Raw genomic sequence first — 15,261 nt, forward strand, 5'->3', positions numbered from 1 at the left:
GCGTCTCCGATCCCTGGACTCCATCGTCGATAGCCCTTCCTGCTCTTCGTCACAATTGCGGTTTGTGCTCTGGATCGCAATAAACAGTTTGGAACATAGTCCCGGACGGCTGATCCTTTTGGAACCGGCCGACCATGCGTGAATCCGAAAAACGCAGCTCGCGACGGCTCAAGACTTCTGAACGTGCGCAGGGAGGGGTGTTTCATGGCCAGTGAAAATCGCAAGGATCATCAGGTCGTCGTCGCTGGGGCGGGGCCGGTGGGCATGGCGACCGCGATCGAACTGGTGTCACGCGGTATTCGGACCCTGATCTGCGATCCGCGCGCGGCCGACGACTATAATGTCGCCCGTATCAACCTGACCAACGCCCGCTCGATGGAGCATTTCCGGCGTTGGGGCATAGCGAACCGGCTTCGCGCCAACGATCCCGTGCCGCCGGATGTGGTTCGCGACCTGACCTATGTCACCCGCGCCAACGGCCGGATCATCCTCAATGTCGAGGGAGCCTATGAATGGCGCGAGCAGCCATCCTTTGCGGCGGAGGTTCCCGAGTGGGCGCCGCACCAGGCGATCGAGCGGACGTTGCGCGAAAAGCTGCTGTCCCTTCCCGCTGCGACCTTCGCCCCGTTCGCAACCGTCGGCGATTTCACTCAAGATGACGGCGGGGTGACCGTAACGTACGAGGACCCGGCCGGCACAAACACGATACGCGCCGACTATATCGTCATCGCCGATGGAGCCCAGTCCGAGTTCCGTAGAAAGCTCAACCTCCGGATGGAGGGAGAAACCTTATTCTACAATCAGGCGTGGTATTTTCGCGCGCCGGATCTGGCCAAGCTATTTGCCGGGACGCAGCTTTCTTCGATGACCTTCTTCCTGAACGAAGACGGTTATGGCGACATCCTCATTCCGCAAAGTGCCGAGGGGCACTGGCTCTATCACGTCACACCGATGCCCGAGGGAGTCGAGGCAGACGACTGGCCCGCTTTTCGCGCCATGCTCTACCGCAGCATCGGCGCCGAGTTCGACATTTTCGAGCCGGAAGGCCGCTATTTCGGCAGTCAGGTCCGGCTTGCCGCCACCTTCAACTTCGGGCGTGCGGTGCTGGTCGGCGACGCGGCGCATCTGACGTCGCCCTTTGGCGGCTTCGGCATGAACATGGGCATCGGAGACGCAGTCGACGTCGGATGGAAGATCGCGGCGATCCTGCAGGGTTGGGGCGGCCCAAGGCTGCTCGAAACCTATACCCTCGAGCGGCGGGACGTATGCAAGTACATCATCGAGGGTGCGGCGCATAACAACAAGATGTCCGGCAAGGCGCTGACGCGCCCCTTCATGGAAGAGGATTCCGAAAGAGGTGAACAGGCGCGGAGGGAAGTCCGGGAATTCATCATCCGCGAGAAAACTCAACAATCCCGCAGCTTCGGCGCGCAATTCGGCTATCGCTATACGTCCTCGCCCATCGTGGTGGGCGACGGGACCGACCTGCCGCCGCTTCAATATGGAGAATATACGCCGTCATCGGTGGCGGGTTGCCGCGCGCCCCATCTGTGGCTGGGTGAAGGCGTATCGATCTACGACCATTTCGGCACCGGCTTCTGCCTGCTGAAACTCGACCCAACGGTGGATACCAGCGCGCTCGAGGCGGCGGCCACAGAGGTCGGCATGCCGCTGACGGTCTTCCCGCTCGACAGCGATCCCGCCCGCGCACTTTACGAGCGCAAACTCGCGCTGATCCGCCCGGACCAGCATGTAGCGTGGCGCGGGGATATGCCGCCCGAGGATTGCCGCTGGCTGCTCGACGTCGTGCGCGGGGCCGCTTCCTACCAATAGCCTGACGATCATCCTTACATAGGAGGAGTGAAATGAAAAAATATATGCTGGATGTGCATGGCACCTCCTATGCCTGTGTCGAGGATGGGGAGGGGCCGCTGCTGATGCTGATGCACGGCACGACGGGCGGCAAGCAGCTGATGCTGCCCCAACTCGAGGCGCTGTCGGACTCCTTCCGCTGCGTAGCGTTCGACTGGCCGGGACACGCGGAGTCGGGCCACGATCCCGCCGGCTGGACCGCAGACGACCTCGTCGAGGATGTCGTGGCGATCATTGCCGCCCTAGGCGAGGAACGCGCCATCCTGGCCGGCGTGTCGCAGGGCGGCGCCATCGGAATGCGCGTGGCGCTCAAATATTCCGATCGGGTGCGGGCGCTGATCAATATGTGCGGCGGGCCTGGCGGCCCTGCGCCGGCGGCGCTGGAAAAACTCGATAAGTTCACGTCGGTGATGGCGAAGGGCACCGACGAAGAGCGCCGCCGGGCGGCCATCGATTTCTCAAAGGGCTATCTCCACGCACCGGATTTTCCAGACCGTGAGCCGCAGCGCTTCGAGACGGAGATTGACGTGTTGCTCTCGCACCCGCGCGAAACCATCCAGATGCTGTTCGACGTCCCGAAAAGCTACGTCGACATCAGCCCGAGCCTGGGCGATATACACTGTCCGACACTGATCGTCTGGGCCCCTTTTGACAGCAGGCCCGCGCTGGGCGGGCAATTGGCAGCCGCCATACCGGGCGCTCAATTGGTGACCATTGCAAATGCCGGCCATCATGTGAACGTCGACGCCCCGGCCGAGACATCCGCCGCGATCAGGACGTTCGCGACTTCGCTTGCCTGAGCACATCCAGCTTCCGGCCTGAGCGGCGGCCACTTGGGCGCTGGTCGGCAAATCAGGGGCCGATGGGCAGGATCTGTCCGTCGGCCCGGCTGACTCCGGGCCGGGGCGGGTGCTCCTTTCTAGGTATCAGTGGGGGAAAGTTCGCATCTCTGCGCCGTTCTGCCGCGGACTAACACAGGTGCGCCGGGCTGTGCCATGGCGCACTGCGGATCGCACAGCCCTGGCAGACGGAAACAACACAAGCTCGAACGCGCCGCATGGTCGGGGTGATGTCGGGCTGGCAAGCAGGGGAGTGATGGATGAACATGAGGCTTTACTTGATCGGCATTTCGCTGGGCGCGCTGTCGATCCCGTTGGCGCAGGCGCAGGCGCAGGTCGGTGCGGACAGCGAAGCTGGCGCAGGAGATATCGTCGTTACCGCGCAGAAGCGGGCCGAGCGGCTGCAGGATGTGCCGATCTCCGTAAGCGTCGCGGACGCAGGGCAGCTGGAAAGCGCGGGCGTGAAGGATCTGCCGCAGCTCCAGTCGATCATTCCCGGCCTGAATGTCAGCGTCGCCAACGGTTCGTTCCAGTTGTCGATGCGCGGGGTCGCCACGGCCAGCAACATCGTCGAGAATCCGGTCTCTCTGTACATAGACGGTGTGTATCTGCCCCAGCAGCAGGAGGGGCTGCGCGATCTTGCCGATACCAAGCAGATTACGGTCCTCAAGGGACCGCAAGGGACTTTGTTCGGCCGCAACGCGACAGCGGGCGTTCTGCAGATCGAGACGCTCGGGCCGTCATTCGATACCAGTGGCCAGTTCAACCTGAGCTATGGCAGCTATGACACGATCCGCGCCAACAGCTTTTTGACCACCGGCCTATCCGGCAAAATAGCCGTCAGCCTCTCGGCCGCCTATCACACGCAGGGCGACGGGTGGGGTAAAAGCCTGTCCACCGGCCGCGAAGAGAACAAGGTCGATCATTCCTATTCCCTGCGCGGCAAAATGCTGTTCGAGCTGGGAGAAAGATCGTCCGTGCTGATCGCGGGCGACTATCTCAACCGGCGGGATAGCGGCGCGACGTTTCAGCCATATAAGGGCACGACGCTGGCCTATAGCGGCTTTGGTCCACTCGACAATCGCTATGACAGCTATAACGGAACAGCTGGCCGTACCGCATTTGAGGGGGGCGGTGTTGCCGCGACCGTCAACAGCGACCTGGGCTTTGCCGATCTGGTTTCGATCAGCGCGTATCGGAAAACCAGCTTCGCCTTCAAATATGATCTTTCGAGCGTGCTGTTGCCGCTGTTGATCAGCGACGCCGAAGGGCGCAGCCGGATGTATTCGCAGGAACTCCAGCTGATCTCCAGCGGGCCGGGGCCATTGAAATGGGTCCTGGGGGCCTATTATTTCAACTTTCGCCAAGGATATGATTACTTCAACCGCGATTTCGGGACGGGTATTGCACCGGACGGCGTGACACCCTACCGCTTCAACGCGGCGCTGAGCCGCAATGCGACCTTGAACACGTTCGAGAAGTCGGAATCGATCGCGCCATTCGCCCAGGCCGACCTGGAGCTGTCGACAGGGACAACGCTCACTGGCGGTCTTCGCTATACCTACGAAAAGCGGTCGCTTACCGGGGCCACGCAACGCACGACGGTCGCAGGCGTGGTCGGGCCCGTCACACCCGTTTCCATGCCCTCACTCACCGCCAAGGTGCTGACCTGGCGCGCAGCAATCAACCAGAAACTGGCCGATGACGTGATGGTTTTCGCGTCTTACAGCAGAGGCTTCAAGAGCGGCGGATACAACATCGCCAATCCGGCGGCTGCCGGCTATTTGCCTGAAAAACTGGATGATTGGGAAATTGGCCTGAAGAGCCAGCTGTGGGACCGCAAGATCACGTTCAACGCGACCGGCTTCTATTACCGATACAAGAATGTGCAGGTCACGCAGTTCGGCGGCAACCCCCCGGCGCAAACCGTCACCAACGGCGCCGCGGCCGAAATCTACGGCGTCGATATCGATCTGACGGTGAAACCCGTGGCGGGCCTGACCTTCTCCGGCGGGCTGGAACTGCTCCACCCTTATTTCACGAAATTTCCGGGCGCTCAGCTGGGCATCGATCGGACGGCGGGAGGCGTGCTTATCCCTGCGGGCGGTTTCGACGCATCGGACACCCGCTTGCCTTATGCACGCGATTATATGGTGACAGGCGCTGTGGATTACGCGGTTCCGGCGTTCGGGGGCACCCTGGGGTTCAACGTTACGGCCACTCGGGGTGGAAGCTATACCTTCGAACCGGATAGCGTGGTGTCCCAGCCGGCCTACACCATGCTGAACGCCAGCGTGAAATGGGCGAGCGAAGGTGATCGCGTCAGCCTACGGTTCGGCGTCACCAATGCGCTCGACACCGCTATCCTCTCCCGAAACGCGACGATTGGCGCCAATGCTCCCGCAGGCTCCACCGCAGCATCGGCGAATGGCGGAAACCATGGCCTCGGGCGGTTGGTGTCCTATGGCACGGCGCCGCGCGAATATACGCTGACGCTCGGCGCGAAATTCTAGAGCATCGAGCCATCGGGCAGCGCTCTTCCCTGGCCGGAGGCCCAGCGCCTCCGGCCACATCACGCAGCGGATCGCTACTGCGCCGCCCGCCTTGTTTCCTTTCTGGCGGTGCCAGCCGATTCCCTGTGAGAGCGCAATGTCCCATCAAACCCTTGCCGGTATATCGCCTCCTGACGACGGCACGATCGCCGGCCTCATTGATGCGCGTCGTCTTTCGGCTCTGCAGCTTGTCGTCGTCGGACTGGTCACCGCGATCATGGTGTTCGACGGGCTGAGCCTGCAGATCCTGGGCTATGCCACGCCCAGCATATTGGCCGACTGGAACGTCACCAAGCTCCAGCTTTCGCCCGCCGTCGGAATCACGGCGATCGGCATGGCGATCGGCACCCTGGCGGGCGGTAAGTTGGGCGACCGCTGGGGACGCAAGCCCGTGCTGGTCGGGACCGTGCTCCTCTTCGGGCTCGCCGATATAGGCTGTGCCGCCGCGGACAATGTTCAGACCCTTACGGTGATGCGCTTCATCAGCGGCCTGGGCTTCGGGGCCTGCTTTCCCAATGCGGCCGCCCTTGTGGCGGAATGGACACCGCGCCGCGCGATCAGCCAGGCGGTCGGCATCATGACGGTGGGTATCCCGGTCGGTGGGATGGTGGGAGCGGTCGTCGCTGTGCTCGTTCTCGATCGATGGGGCTGGGAAGGCAGCTTCATCGTTGGCGGTCTGCTGTCGCTGGGGCTCGCAGCAGCGATCGCCTTGTGGATGCCGGAGTCGCCCGGATGGCTGTCACGCCGGGGCGGCAGCGCCAGGCTTGACGCGCTGTTGGCCCGGGCATGGCCCGAGGAAAAACCGATCTGGCGACCTGTCCGAAGTGACGCCACGTCGCCTCCCCCCGCCGAGAAGACGATTATTCTCACGCCGGACCATGCGCGAACCAATATCGCCGTCTGGCTCGGCTTCTTCGTCAATACGTTCGTCGCCACCGCCCTGCTGGCATGGGGAACGACCGCGCTGACGTCGATGGGCGTTCCGCTGGCCGTCGCGATCGGCCTTGCCGTGCCGTATAATATCGCCTCGCTCATATGCACCATAGGCGCGTCGGTCGTCGCCGCGCGTCACGGTACGCGGGCTGTCATGACGGCGCTCGCAGCCGCCACCGCGGTGGTTCTAGCGTCGAGCGCTGCTCTTGGCGCGGGCGGCGCACCGTCACTCATTGGGATGGCCACCCTCTATGTTATGGCGGGCGGGCTGATCGGTGGCATCCAGGCGCTGCTGTTCGTGCTCGCCGCGAACAGCTATCCGCTTGAATGCCGCTCGACAGGCGTCGGCGCCAGCTCGGCGGTGGGCCGGATGGGCGGCATTGCGAGCAGCTTCGGTGGCGGTGCGATCCTGTCGCTCGCGTCGCCCTCCGCGTTTTTCGCCATTCTGTCGGGAAGCATTCTCCTGATCATCACCAGTGCGATGCTGGCAGATCGGCACGTTCCCGCAAAAGAGCGGAGTCATCGCAGATGATGCGGCTGCCCGTAGATGCGGGCGCTCCAAAAGGCGGTTGACCCAGGGCCTTCAAAATTAGGGGCCTGGAGCCGATTTCTGCCGGGTCAGCCCGAACATCGGCTGACAGGAGGGGAATAAATACGCCGCCTCGCGTCGCGGCCCCGGCTCCAGATGGCTTCTTGAAGGCGCTCGAGAGGGGCGGGAACCAGCATCAATTGGCCGGTGAGCGCCAGTGCCCGCTCCCGCGTCATCCGGGCATCGATCAAGCAGGAAGCGGCCTCATCCATCCCGTAGTCGAACGCTTTACAGCGTGTCGGGAGCGGCACTGTGCACGATTGTGCCAGCCCCCGAAATTATCCTTTGTTTTCAAAGGATATTGGTGCGGTCGAGAAGACTCGAACTTCCACGGCCTTTCGGCCACAACGACCTCAACGTTGCGCGTCTACCAGTTCCGCCACGACCGCACACCGAGTAGGATCCCGGCGGGCCGGGATGCTGGTAGGCGCGTGCCCCTAGCAAAGCCCTAGAGGGGGCGCAATGGGGATTCGCGCACGCTTCGTCGTTTCAGCGGCTCGAGCTTTCAATACAGGAACATCGGCATGCCTTCGACATGCGTGAGTTTCGGCCGGTAGGTGGTCGCGTCATAGAGCGCGGCAACGTCTACGGTCTTGGTCCCGCCGAGCAGCGTATCGATCGGCACGCTGCAATAATTGCCGTCACGCAGCGCCAGCATGCAGCCGGTCTGCCCGGTTTCGATCTTGCGGACCGCGAGGCCGCCAAAGGCGAACCCCACCATCCGATCGAGCGCATCGGGATCACCCGAGCGCATCAGATAGGCGAGTTGCTGGACGATCGTGCCCTGCTTCGCCTGCTCCTCGATCAGCAGCGCCAGCCGCCGGCTGACCGCCTGTTCGCTGCGCTGGGTGGCCGACAGCTTGCGCTGGGCATCGCCCGCCGCATCGCCGCTGAGCGTTGCCCCTTCGGAGATCACGCACATCGCATAGCCACCGGGGCGGCTGCGCCGGTCGGCGGCGAGCAGCGGCAGCAGGATATCCGGATCGGCGGGCACCTCGGCGATGACGGTGCGGTCGACCTGCGCCAGAAAGCCCGCGAGCAAGGCTGTTTCGCCGCTTCGCCGGCCGAACAGTTCGACGATCGCGATGCGCTCATGGCTCTCGGCGGTCGTGCGCAGCGCGTTGATCGCGTCGACCGACCGGGTGATGGCGGTCGAAAAGCCGATGCAATAGTCGGTGCCGAAGACGTCGTTGTCCATCGTCTTGGGAATGGACACCACCGGAAAGCCCTGCGCCGACAGATGCGCCGAGAAGCGCAGCGTCCCGTCGCCGCCCAGCGTGATCAGCGCGTCGACGCCGAGTTTGTCGAGGACATGAAGGACATGCGCCGTGCGATCGCCGCCATCCACCGTGCGCGGATCGGTGCGCGAGGTATGGAGCATCGTGCCCCCGATCCGGTCGATGCCGCGCACCACCTCGCGATCGAGCGCGATGCTGTGCGCGGCGACGCTGCCGGGATCGGCCGGATCGATCTCCAGAAACCCCTGCCAGCCCCGGCGAAAGCCGATCGCCTCCCAGCCGCGGTCTATCGCCGAGAGCGTGATCGACCGGATGCAGGGGTTCAGCCCCGGCACGTCGCCGCCGCCCGTCAACACGCCTATGCGCATGTGCTTCTCCTCACCTCCGTTACCGGAATGACGCTCGAGAAACGGATCAGTTGCCCGTCGGGCCGATGAAGCTCAGGTGAAGATTCTTCGCACCACGCGGAATGTCCACGGCGGCGCTGTCGAACTCGGCCGACGCGCCGGGGGCCAGCTGGGGCACCGGGCGGGTGATTGTCCAGCTGTAGACGGTGCGCCCCTGGGTGTCGCGCAGCTCGGCGCGGATGTCACGGACGCTCTGCGGTCGGTCGGTCGGGTTGACGATCTTGCCGGTCACCGCGAGCAGCTCGTTGCCGCTCGCCGTCTCGCGCCGGTCGGGCTTGCTGGTCATCTCGATCACCAGCGGCACCGGCGCGGGCACGACGCCCAGCCGCTCCGCCAGCTTGTCGGGCCCCACCGCGACGACCGCGCCGATCGCGGCGAGCAGCAGCAGCGCTACGATCACCGCCGTGATGGTCAGAAGCTTGCCGATATTGCGGCGCGGGCGCGCGACGACGATGTCGTGGATCGGCGCGGCCTCGTCCGGGCCGTCATAGCGCGACTGCACCTCGTCCTCGGGCACCTCGCCTGCCGCGGCTGCGGGCGGCGGCGCAGGTTCGGGCGGCGGGGCCGGAGCGGCAGGCGGAATTGGATTGGGCGCAACCTGGGCCTGGGCCGGATCGGACGGCGGCGGCGCCTGGAACCAGCTATGCCCGCAGCTGGCGCAGCGCACCTGCCGGCCCGAAGGCCCGACTGCGGTGTCCGGGACGAGATAGCGGGTATTGCAGGCGGGGCAGGATAAAATCATGGGCCCCATCACTAACCACGACCGGACTCGCGCTGCAAGCATTTGCGGTGGCCTTCTGGGTCGTTAACCGTCCATCCGCCATTTGCGGCGGCGGACCGGCTGTGCCATGGCGGGGCCATGCTCAATACGGGGTTCCGATGAGGCCGGGGGCCGCCAACATCGTCCAGTTCGAGAATGTCGGGCTGCGCTACGGCGGCGGGCCGGAGACGCTGAGCGACATCAGCTTCGGGCTGGAGGCGGGCGCCTTCTACTTCCTCACCGGCCCCTCCGGCGCGGGCAAGAGTTCGCTGCTGCGGCTGATCTATCTTGCCCAGCGGCCGAGCCGCGGCCTGATCCGCATGTTCGGCGAGGATGTCGTCACCCTGCCGCGGGCCCGCATGCCGGGCTTCCGCCGCCGGATCGGCACAGTGTTCCAGGACTTCCGCCTGATCCCGCACCTCTCCGCCTATGAAAATATCGCGCTGCCGTTGCGCGTGAACGGGGTAGCGGAAGCGGACATCGACACCCCGGTGCGCGAGATGCTCGACTGGGTCGGGCTGTCGGGCCGCGCCTATGCCAAGCCCGCGACCTTGTCGGGCGGCGAGCAGCAGCGCGTCGCAATCGCGCGGGCCGTGATCGGCCGGCCCGAAATCCTCGTCGCCGACGAACCGACCGGCAACGTCGATGCCGAAATGGCCGAGCGGCTGCTCTACCTGTTCGTCGCGCTCAACAAGTTGGGCACGACGATCCTCGTCGCCACCCACGATCTCCAGCTCGTGCCGCGCGTCCCCAATGCGCAGATCATCCGGCTCGACAATGGCCGCCTGTCGAACCCCGCGCCCCGCGCCGAAGTGCTGAGGCTGAGCTGATGGCGCTGTTCGGACGCGGATCGGGCACTTGGCTGACCAGCGCGGCAGGACGCCGCCTGCTGCCCGAAGGTTGGCTGTCCGGGCCGATGCCCTGGGTCATCGCGATCATGATGTTCCTGATGGTGCTCGCCGCCGCCGCGGGGCTCGCCCTCGGCTTCGCGGCGCGCGGGCTCGACGCGCATATGTCGGGCCAGATCACCATTCAGATCGTCGATGCCAACCAGGTCCGGCGTGACGACGCCGCACGCCGGATCGCGACGGCGATGGGCAAGCTGTCCGGGGTCGAAAGCGTGCGGCGGATCGGCGACGCCGAGATCACCCAGCTCCTCCAGCCCTGGCTGGGCGCGGGCCTCGCCGACAACGACCTGCCGGTGCCCGCGATGATCGACGTCGCCTTCGCGCCCGGGGCAGAAAGCGGGATCAAGGCGGCCGAGGCGACGGTGCGCGCGATCAGCCCGCGCGCCCGGGTCGACGCCCATGGCCAGTGGCTCACCCCGCTCGCGGGGCTGATCGGCTCGCTGCGCTGGCTGGCGGCGGTGCTCGTCCTGCTGATGGCGGCGGCGGCGGCCTTCACCGTCGTCCTCGCGGCCCGCGCGGCGCTCAACACCCATCAGGCGACGATCGACGTGATGCACCATCTCGGCTCGAGCGACGCACAGATCGCCCGGCTGTTCCAGCGCCGCATCGCCACTGACGCGCTGTTCGGCGGGCTGGTCGGCCTGCTCCTCGCCAGCCTCGTCATTTTCGCGGTCGGCGACCGGATCGCCGACGTCGGCTCGGACCTGCTGGGTTCGGTCGACCTGCCCCCGCTCGCCTGGGCCATGCTCGCACTGCTGCCGCTCGCAGGCACGCTGCTGGCGATGCTCGCCGCCCGGCTGACGATCATCCTCGCGCTGCGGAGACGGCTATGATCATCCGCACCATTGCCGCCGCGCTGCTGCTGTGGATCGCGGGCTTCATGGCCTTCGCGCTGTTCCTGCCACAACCCGCCGCCGACGGCATCACCACCGACGGCATCGTCGTGATGACCGGCGGCCGCGGGCGTGTCGAACGGGGCCTGGCGATGCTCGCCGACAAGCGCGCGAAGCGGCTGCTGATCTCGGGGGCCGACCGCCGGGTGAAACCGCACGAACTGGCCGCCCAGTTCAAAGCCGACCGCAAGCTGATCGACTGCTGCGTCGACCTCGGCCATGAGTCGGTCGACACCCGCTCCAATGCCGAGGAAGCGGCGGGCTGGATCGCGCGCAACCGCTACAGGTCGATCCGCCTCGTCACCTCCGACTGGCACATGGTACGGGGCCGCTACGACCTCGAGGCGATGACGCCGGACGACCTGACCATCGTCGCCGACGCGGTGCCTACCGAGCCTGGGCTGGTCGATCTGGTGCGTGAATATAACAAATATCTGCTGCGGCGGATCGCGGGGCTGATCGGAATATGATGACCCTGTTACGGTCGACGCTGTTCGCGCTGGTCTTTTATGCGGGCACGGTGCTTGCGGTACTCAGCGCCTTTCCGCTGGTCCCCGCGGGGCCCCGGGTGCTGCGCCGCCATGCGATGCTGTGGGCGGGCTTCCACCGACTGTGCTGTCGCTACATCCTCGGCATCCGGACCCGGGTCGAAGGCCATGTCCCCTCGGGCCCCTATCTGTTCGCGGGCAAGCATCAGTCGATGTACGAGACGCTCGACGTGCTGGTGATCATCGACGATCCGGCGGTGGTGCTGAAACGCGAGCTGGCCGACATGCCGCTGTTCGGTCAGGTCGCGCGCCGCGCCGGGGTGATCCCGGTCGACCGCTCGGGATCGGCCAGCGCGTTGCGCCGGATGATGCGCGCCGCGATCGCCGCGCGCGAGGACGGCCGCTCTATCCTGATCTTCCCAGAGGGCACGCGCGTCGCCCCGGGCGACCAGCCGCCGCTCCAGCCGGGCTTCGCCGGGCTCTACAAACAGCTCAAGATCCCGGTCGTGCCGATCGCCCTCGACAGCGGGCGGTTGTGGCCGCGCAACAGCTTCCGCAAGCGGCCCGGCGTCGTCACGATGCGCTTCGGGGAACCGATCCCCCCCGGCCTGCCGCGCGAGGAGATAGAGGCGCGCGTCCACGCGGCGATCAACGCGCTCGACCGGCCCCGCTAACCAGCCTTCTGGTCAGGCAGGCGACCCGCTCATTCTCCCCGGGCTTGAGCGGACGCTCCGGCCATTGACGGGGCGCGAAGACGCGCAGCATGGTGCCGCATGGACCATCGCGAATATTTCGAACTGACCGCGCGCATCTGGCTATGGAAACCGGCGGCGAAGCCCCAGGCGTCGGGCTGGCATTTCCTGACCATCGACGGCCAGACCGCCGCCGAGATCCGCTTCGCCGCGTTGGGACGGACCGGGGGCTTCGGATCGATCAAGGTCGCGGCGCGCATCGGCGACACGCGCTGGACGACGTCGATTTTCCCGCAGCGCGACAGCGGAGGCTTCATCCTCCCGATCAAGGCTGAGGTGCGCAAGGCCGAGGGTATCGGCGAAGGCGACGAGGTGACCGTCGAGCTGGGCGTCTAGGATTCAAGGAAATCGCGCACGACGGCGATGAAATCGTCGCGCCGGTCGTGATGGACCCAATGGCCGGCATTCTCGAACATCTCGAGCCGGGCATCCTGGAAATGCGCGGCGCGACCGTCCGCAACCGGGTCCGATGCCCAGCTCTGCGCGCCATAGATCAACAGCACCGGGCAGCTGATCTTTTCCCACAGCCGCCGCTTGGTGGCGTCGCTGATGTCGAACACCGACAACAGCGATAGCGCCGGGTCATGTTTCACGCTGACCGTCCCATCGGGATTGTCGCGGGCGGCGTGGCGGGCGAGGTGCTCCGCCTGGCCCGGCGCGAGGCGATGGTCGACCTTTTCCATCCGGGCGGCGAGGGTAGCGAGATCGGGGTAACGCCGCGGCGTGCGCGCCAGTGCCTCGGGGCGGCGGTCCAACCAGTTGCGCCACTGCTCGACTGGGTCACGCTCGCGTTGCTGGGCGACCACCGCCGGCGCATCGCCCAGCCCCTCGACATTGACCAGGCGCGTGACGCGTTCGGGATAGAGCCCGGCAAAGCGCGTGACGATGTTGCCGCCAAGCGAATGGCCGACGATAGCGCAGGGCGGCAGATCGAGCGCACGGATCACGATGTCGAAGTCGGCAACCATGTCCATCAGGACATAATGGCCATCATTGGCCCAGCCGCTATCGCCATGACCGCGCAGATCGGGGACAATCACACGATGATCATCGGCGAAGGCGGCGGCGACCGCATCCCAGCTGCGGGCGTGGTCGCGCCCGCCATGCTGGAGGATCAGCGGTGGCGCGGCGGGATCGCCCCATTCGAAGATGTTGAGCGGGAGACGGGCAGACATGATGGTGCGGGTGCGCGGCGACATGACGGCTGCCTAGGCATGATGCCGGCGCGAGTCGAGGTCCGAGGGGGATAAGGACCCATCAGCCAGGGGGGAGAGACTGATGGGTCCCCCGTTTGCAAGCCGACCCACGGGGGGTGTTGTGCCGACTCCCGCATCGGAACAGCCGCCGCGCGGCAAGGTTCCGTCAGTATAACCCTCCGGTCGAAGCGATGGCACGCTTCGTCGACAATGCGGCAATAGCAGTCGGGCAACCTCAGATCCGGATCGCGCTCTGGAGCTGGCCTACAGTGAACGGTTTCTGCAGGAAGGCTATGCTCGCTTCGAGTTCCGCAGGCGCCGGAAGCCCCGAGGCGATCACCACCCGCATCGCGCGATTGGTCAGCATCGCCTCTCGCGCCAACGAAAGGCCCGAGCTCCCATGGTCGAGGTTGAGATCGGCGACCATGAGGTCGAAGCCGCCACGGCTTATCGCATCGCGCGCCTCGGCGGAGGTGGCGGCGCCCGCCACCGAAAATCCCAGCGCGCGCACCATCTCCTGCAATAGGCAGTTGAGCAGGACATTGTCCTCGACAATCAGCGCACGGCCCGAGGCTTGGCTCATTTCGCGCTCCATCGGCATCGCACGAATAATCGGCCCGCGGCTTCGATCGTTCCCGTCGTTACGTAATCGCACCAAGATTTTCGGCATGAAAACAATGGCATTGGCCGCAGCCGTCACAAAAACATCATCACACCGTCATTGCATCCGGGCCGCTTGCGCCCCGGCGATCGCCTGTTAGGATCGGCGGTGAGAGGATGTCGATGCGATGGGGAAGATATCCGCATGACCGATCTCGCAACCTTCGTCGCCGGCCTGCCCAAGGCCGAGCTTCATCTGCACATCGAAGGCAGTCTGGAGCCCGAGCAGATGTTTGCGCTCGCCGCGCGCAACCGCATCGCCATCCCCTTTCGGAGCGTGGAGGAATTGCGCGGGGCCTATAGCTTCTCGCGGCTGCAGGACTTTCTCGACATCTATTATCAGGGCGCCGACGTTCTGCGGACCGAAGAGGATTTCCACGACCTCGCCGCCGCCTATTTCGATCGCGCCGCCGCCGACCATGTCCGCCATGCCGAGATCTTCTTCGATCCCCAGACCCACACCGATCGCGGCATCCCGTTCCAGGTCGTCGTCGACGGATTGCTCGCGGGTATGGCCGGAGCGCGGGCGAAACATGGACTGACCTCGAAACTGATCCTCTGCTTCCTGCGCCATCTCGACGAGGACGCCGCCTTCGCGACGCTCGCCGCCGCCGAACCCTGGCTCGACCGGATCGCCGGGGTCGGCCTCGATTCGTCCGAGCTCGGCCATCCGCCCGCCAAATTCGCGCGTGTCTTCGCCCGCGCGGGAGAGATGGGGCTGCGGCGCGTCGCGCATGCCGGGGAGGAAGGCCCTCCCGCCTATGTCCACGAGGCGCTCAACCTGCTCCACATCGACCGGCTCGACCATGGCAACCGCTCGCTCGAGGATGCGGCGCTGACCACCCGGCTGGCGCGGTCCGGGATGACCCTCACCGTCTGCCCGCTGTCGAACCTGAAACTGTGCGTCGTCGACGATATCGACGCGCATCCGATCGCCCGCATGCTGCGCCTGGGGCTGCGCGCGACAGTCAATTCGGACGATCCCGCCTATTTCGGCGGCTATGTGAACGACAATTATCGCGCGCTGATCCCCGGCGGCATGCTCGACGCGGGGGATTTCGCCACGCTGGCGCGCAACAGCTTCCTGGGCTCCTTCCTCGACGATGAGGATGTCGCCCGGCATCTCGCCGCGCTCGACGCCTATGTCGACGCCTCGCTGTCATAAGGAACCGCC

Annotated in this window: 14 protein-coding genes and 1 tRNA gene; 10 read left to right on the forward strand and 5 right to left on the reverse strand. The window is 65.5% G+C overall.

Translation table 11 applies throughout. The features are described from left to right. Window positions 1-204: 204 nt before the first annotated feature. From ASE00_RS21565 to ASE00_RS21580, 4 genes are all read left to right on the forward strand, one after another. The gene (locus ASE00_RS21565; protein ID WP_056383796.1) at window positions 205-1,833 is read left to right on the forward strand and encodes an FAD-dependent monooxygenase; all 1,629 of its coding nucleotides are present in this window, start codon (window positions 205-207) and stop codon (window positions 1,831-1,833) included. 32 nt (window positions 1,834-1,865) lie between these two features. After that, the gene (locus ASE00_RS21570) at window positions 1,866-2,672 is read left to right on the forward strand and encodes an alpha/beta fold hydrolase (protein ID WP_056383797.1); all 807 of its coding nucleotides are present in this window, start codon (window positions 1,866-1,868) and stop codon (window positions 2,670-2,672) included. Window positions 2,673-2,971: 299 nt separating this feature from the next. After that, window positions 2,972-5,224 carry a TonB-dependent receptor gene (locus ASE00_RS21575; protein WP_056383798.1) on the forward strand — a complete coding sequence of 751 codons (2,253 nt, stop codon included), beginning with the start codon at window positions 2,972-2,974 and terminating at the stop codon, window positions 5,222-5,224. A 136-nt stretch (window positions 5,225-5,360) separates the two neighbouring features. Beyond that, window positions 5,361-6,728 carry an MFS transporter gene (locus tag ASE00_RS21580; protein WP_056383799.1) on the forward strand — a complete coding sequence of 456 codons (1,368 nt, stop codon included), beginning with the start codon at window positions 5,361-5,363 and terminating at the stop codon, window positions 6,726-6,728. A gap of 359 nt (window positions 6,729-7,087) precedes the next feature. On the opposite strand, the gene ASE00_RS21585 is transcribed toward ASE00_RS21580, so the two are convergent. The 3 genes from ASE00_RS21585 to ASE00_RS21595 form a co-directional block, all read right to left on the reverse strand. Further along, window positions 7,088-7,174 (reverse strand) — tRNA-Leu (locus ASE00_RS21585). 116 nt (window positions 7,175-7,290) lie between these two features. Next, window positions 7,291-8,391, reverse strand: a complete 1,101-nt coding sequence (locus ASE00_RS21590; RefSeq protein ID WP_056383800.1) for a 6-phosphofructokinase — start codon at window positions 8,389-8,391, stop codon at window positions 7,291-7,293. 46 nt (window positions 8,392-8,437) lie between these two features. Beyond that, a complete protein-coding gene (locus tag ASE00_RS21595) occupies window positions 8,438-9,172 on the reverse strand; it encodes a zinc-ribbon domain-containing protein (RefSeq protein WP_056383801.1) in 735 nt (244 codons plus the stop codon). A gap of 137 nt (window positions 9,173-9,309) precedes the next feature. On the opposite strand from ASE00_RS21595, the gene ftsE reads away from it, so the two are divergent. The 5 genes from ftsE (at window position 9,310) to ASE00_RS21620 (ending at window position 12,567) form a co-directional block, all read left to right on the forward strand. Next, entirely contained in the window at window positions 9,310-10,020 is a 711-nt protein-coding gene (gene ftsE, locus ASE00_RS21600; protein ID WP_056383802.1) for a cell division ATP-binding protein FtsE, read from the forward strand. Continuing rightward, window positions 10,020-10,931, forward strand: coding sequence for a cell division protein FtsX (locus ASE00_RS21605; RefSeq protein ID WP_056383803.1), 912 nt, complete (start codon window positions 10,020-10,022; stop codon window positions 10,929-10,931). The genes ftsE and ASE00_RS21605 overlap by 1 nt, the downstream gene beginning before the upstream one ends. Further along, window positions 10,928-11,461 carry a YdcF family protein gene (locus ASE00_RS21610; RefSeq protein WP_056383804.1) on the forward strand — a complete coding sequence of 178 codons (534 nt, stop codon included), beginning with the start codon at window positions 10,928-10,930 and terminating at the stop codon, window positions 11,459-11,461. Before ASE00_RS21605 ends, ASE00_RS21610 begins: the two co-directional genes overlap by 4 nt. Next, the gene (locus ASE00_RS21615; protein ID WP_056383856.1) at window positions 11,461-12,153 is read left to right on the forward strand and encodes a lysophospholipid acyltransferase family protein; all 693 of its coding nucleotides are present in this window, start codon (window positions 11,461-11,463) and stop codon (window positions 12,151-12,153) included. The genes ASE00_RS21610 and ASE00_RS21615 overlap by 1 nt, the downstream gene beginning before the upstream one ends. 99 nt (window positions 12,154-12,252) lie before the next feature. After that, window positions 12,253-12,567: a DUF1905 domain-containing protein gene (locus ASE00_RS21620; protein ID WP_056383805.1), complete on the forward strand. Its 315-nt coding sequence runs from the start codon at window positions 12,253-12,255 to the stop codon at window positions 12,565-12,567. Here the strand turns inward: ASE00_RS21620 and ASE00_RS21625 are convergent. Together ASE00_RS21625 and ASE00_RS21630 are read right to left on the reverse strand one after the other, a co-directional pair. Then, window positions 12,564-13,430 carry an alpha/beta fold hydrolase gene (locus ASE00_RS21625; RefSeq protein ID WP_056383806.1) on the reverse strand — a complete coding sequence of 289 codons (867 nt, stop codon included), beginning with the start codon at window positions 13,428-13,430 and terminating at the stop codon, window positions 12,564-12,566. The two genes, ASE00_RS21620 and ASE00_RS21625, sit on opposite strands and share 4 nt — an antisense overlap. A gap of 232 nt (window positions 13,431-13,662) precedes the next feature. Then, complete coding sequence (locus ASE00_RS21630) at window positions 13,663-14,010, reverse strand: response regulator (RefSeq protein WP_056383858.1); 348 nt, start codon at window positions 14,008-14,010, stop codon at window positions 13,663-13,665. Window positions 14,011-14,232: 222 nt separating this feature from the next. On the opposite strand from ASE00_RS21630, the gene ASE00_RS21635 reads away from it, so the two are divergent. Beyond that, entirely contained in the window at window positions 14,233-15,252 is a 1,020-nt protein-coding gene (locus ASE00_RS21635) for an adenosine deaminase (protein WP_056383807.1), read from the forward strand. Window positions 15,253-15,261 lie beyond the last annotated feature (9 nt).

The organism is Sphingomonas sp. Root710 (genome assembly GCF_001429065.1).
Lineage (GTDB): Bacteria > Pseudomonadota > Alphaproteobacteria > Sphingomonadales > Sphingomonadaceae > Rhizorhabdus.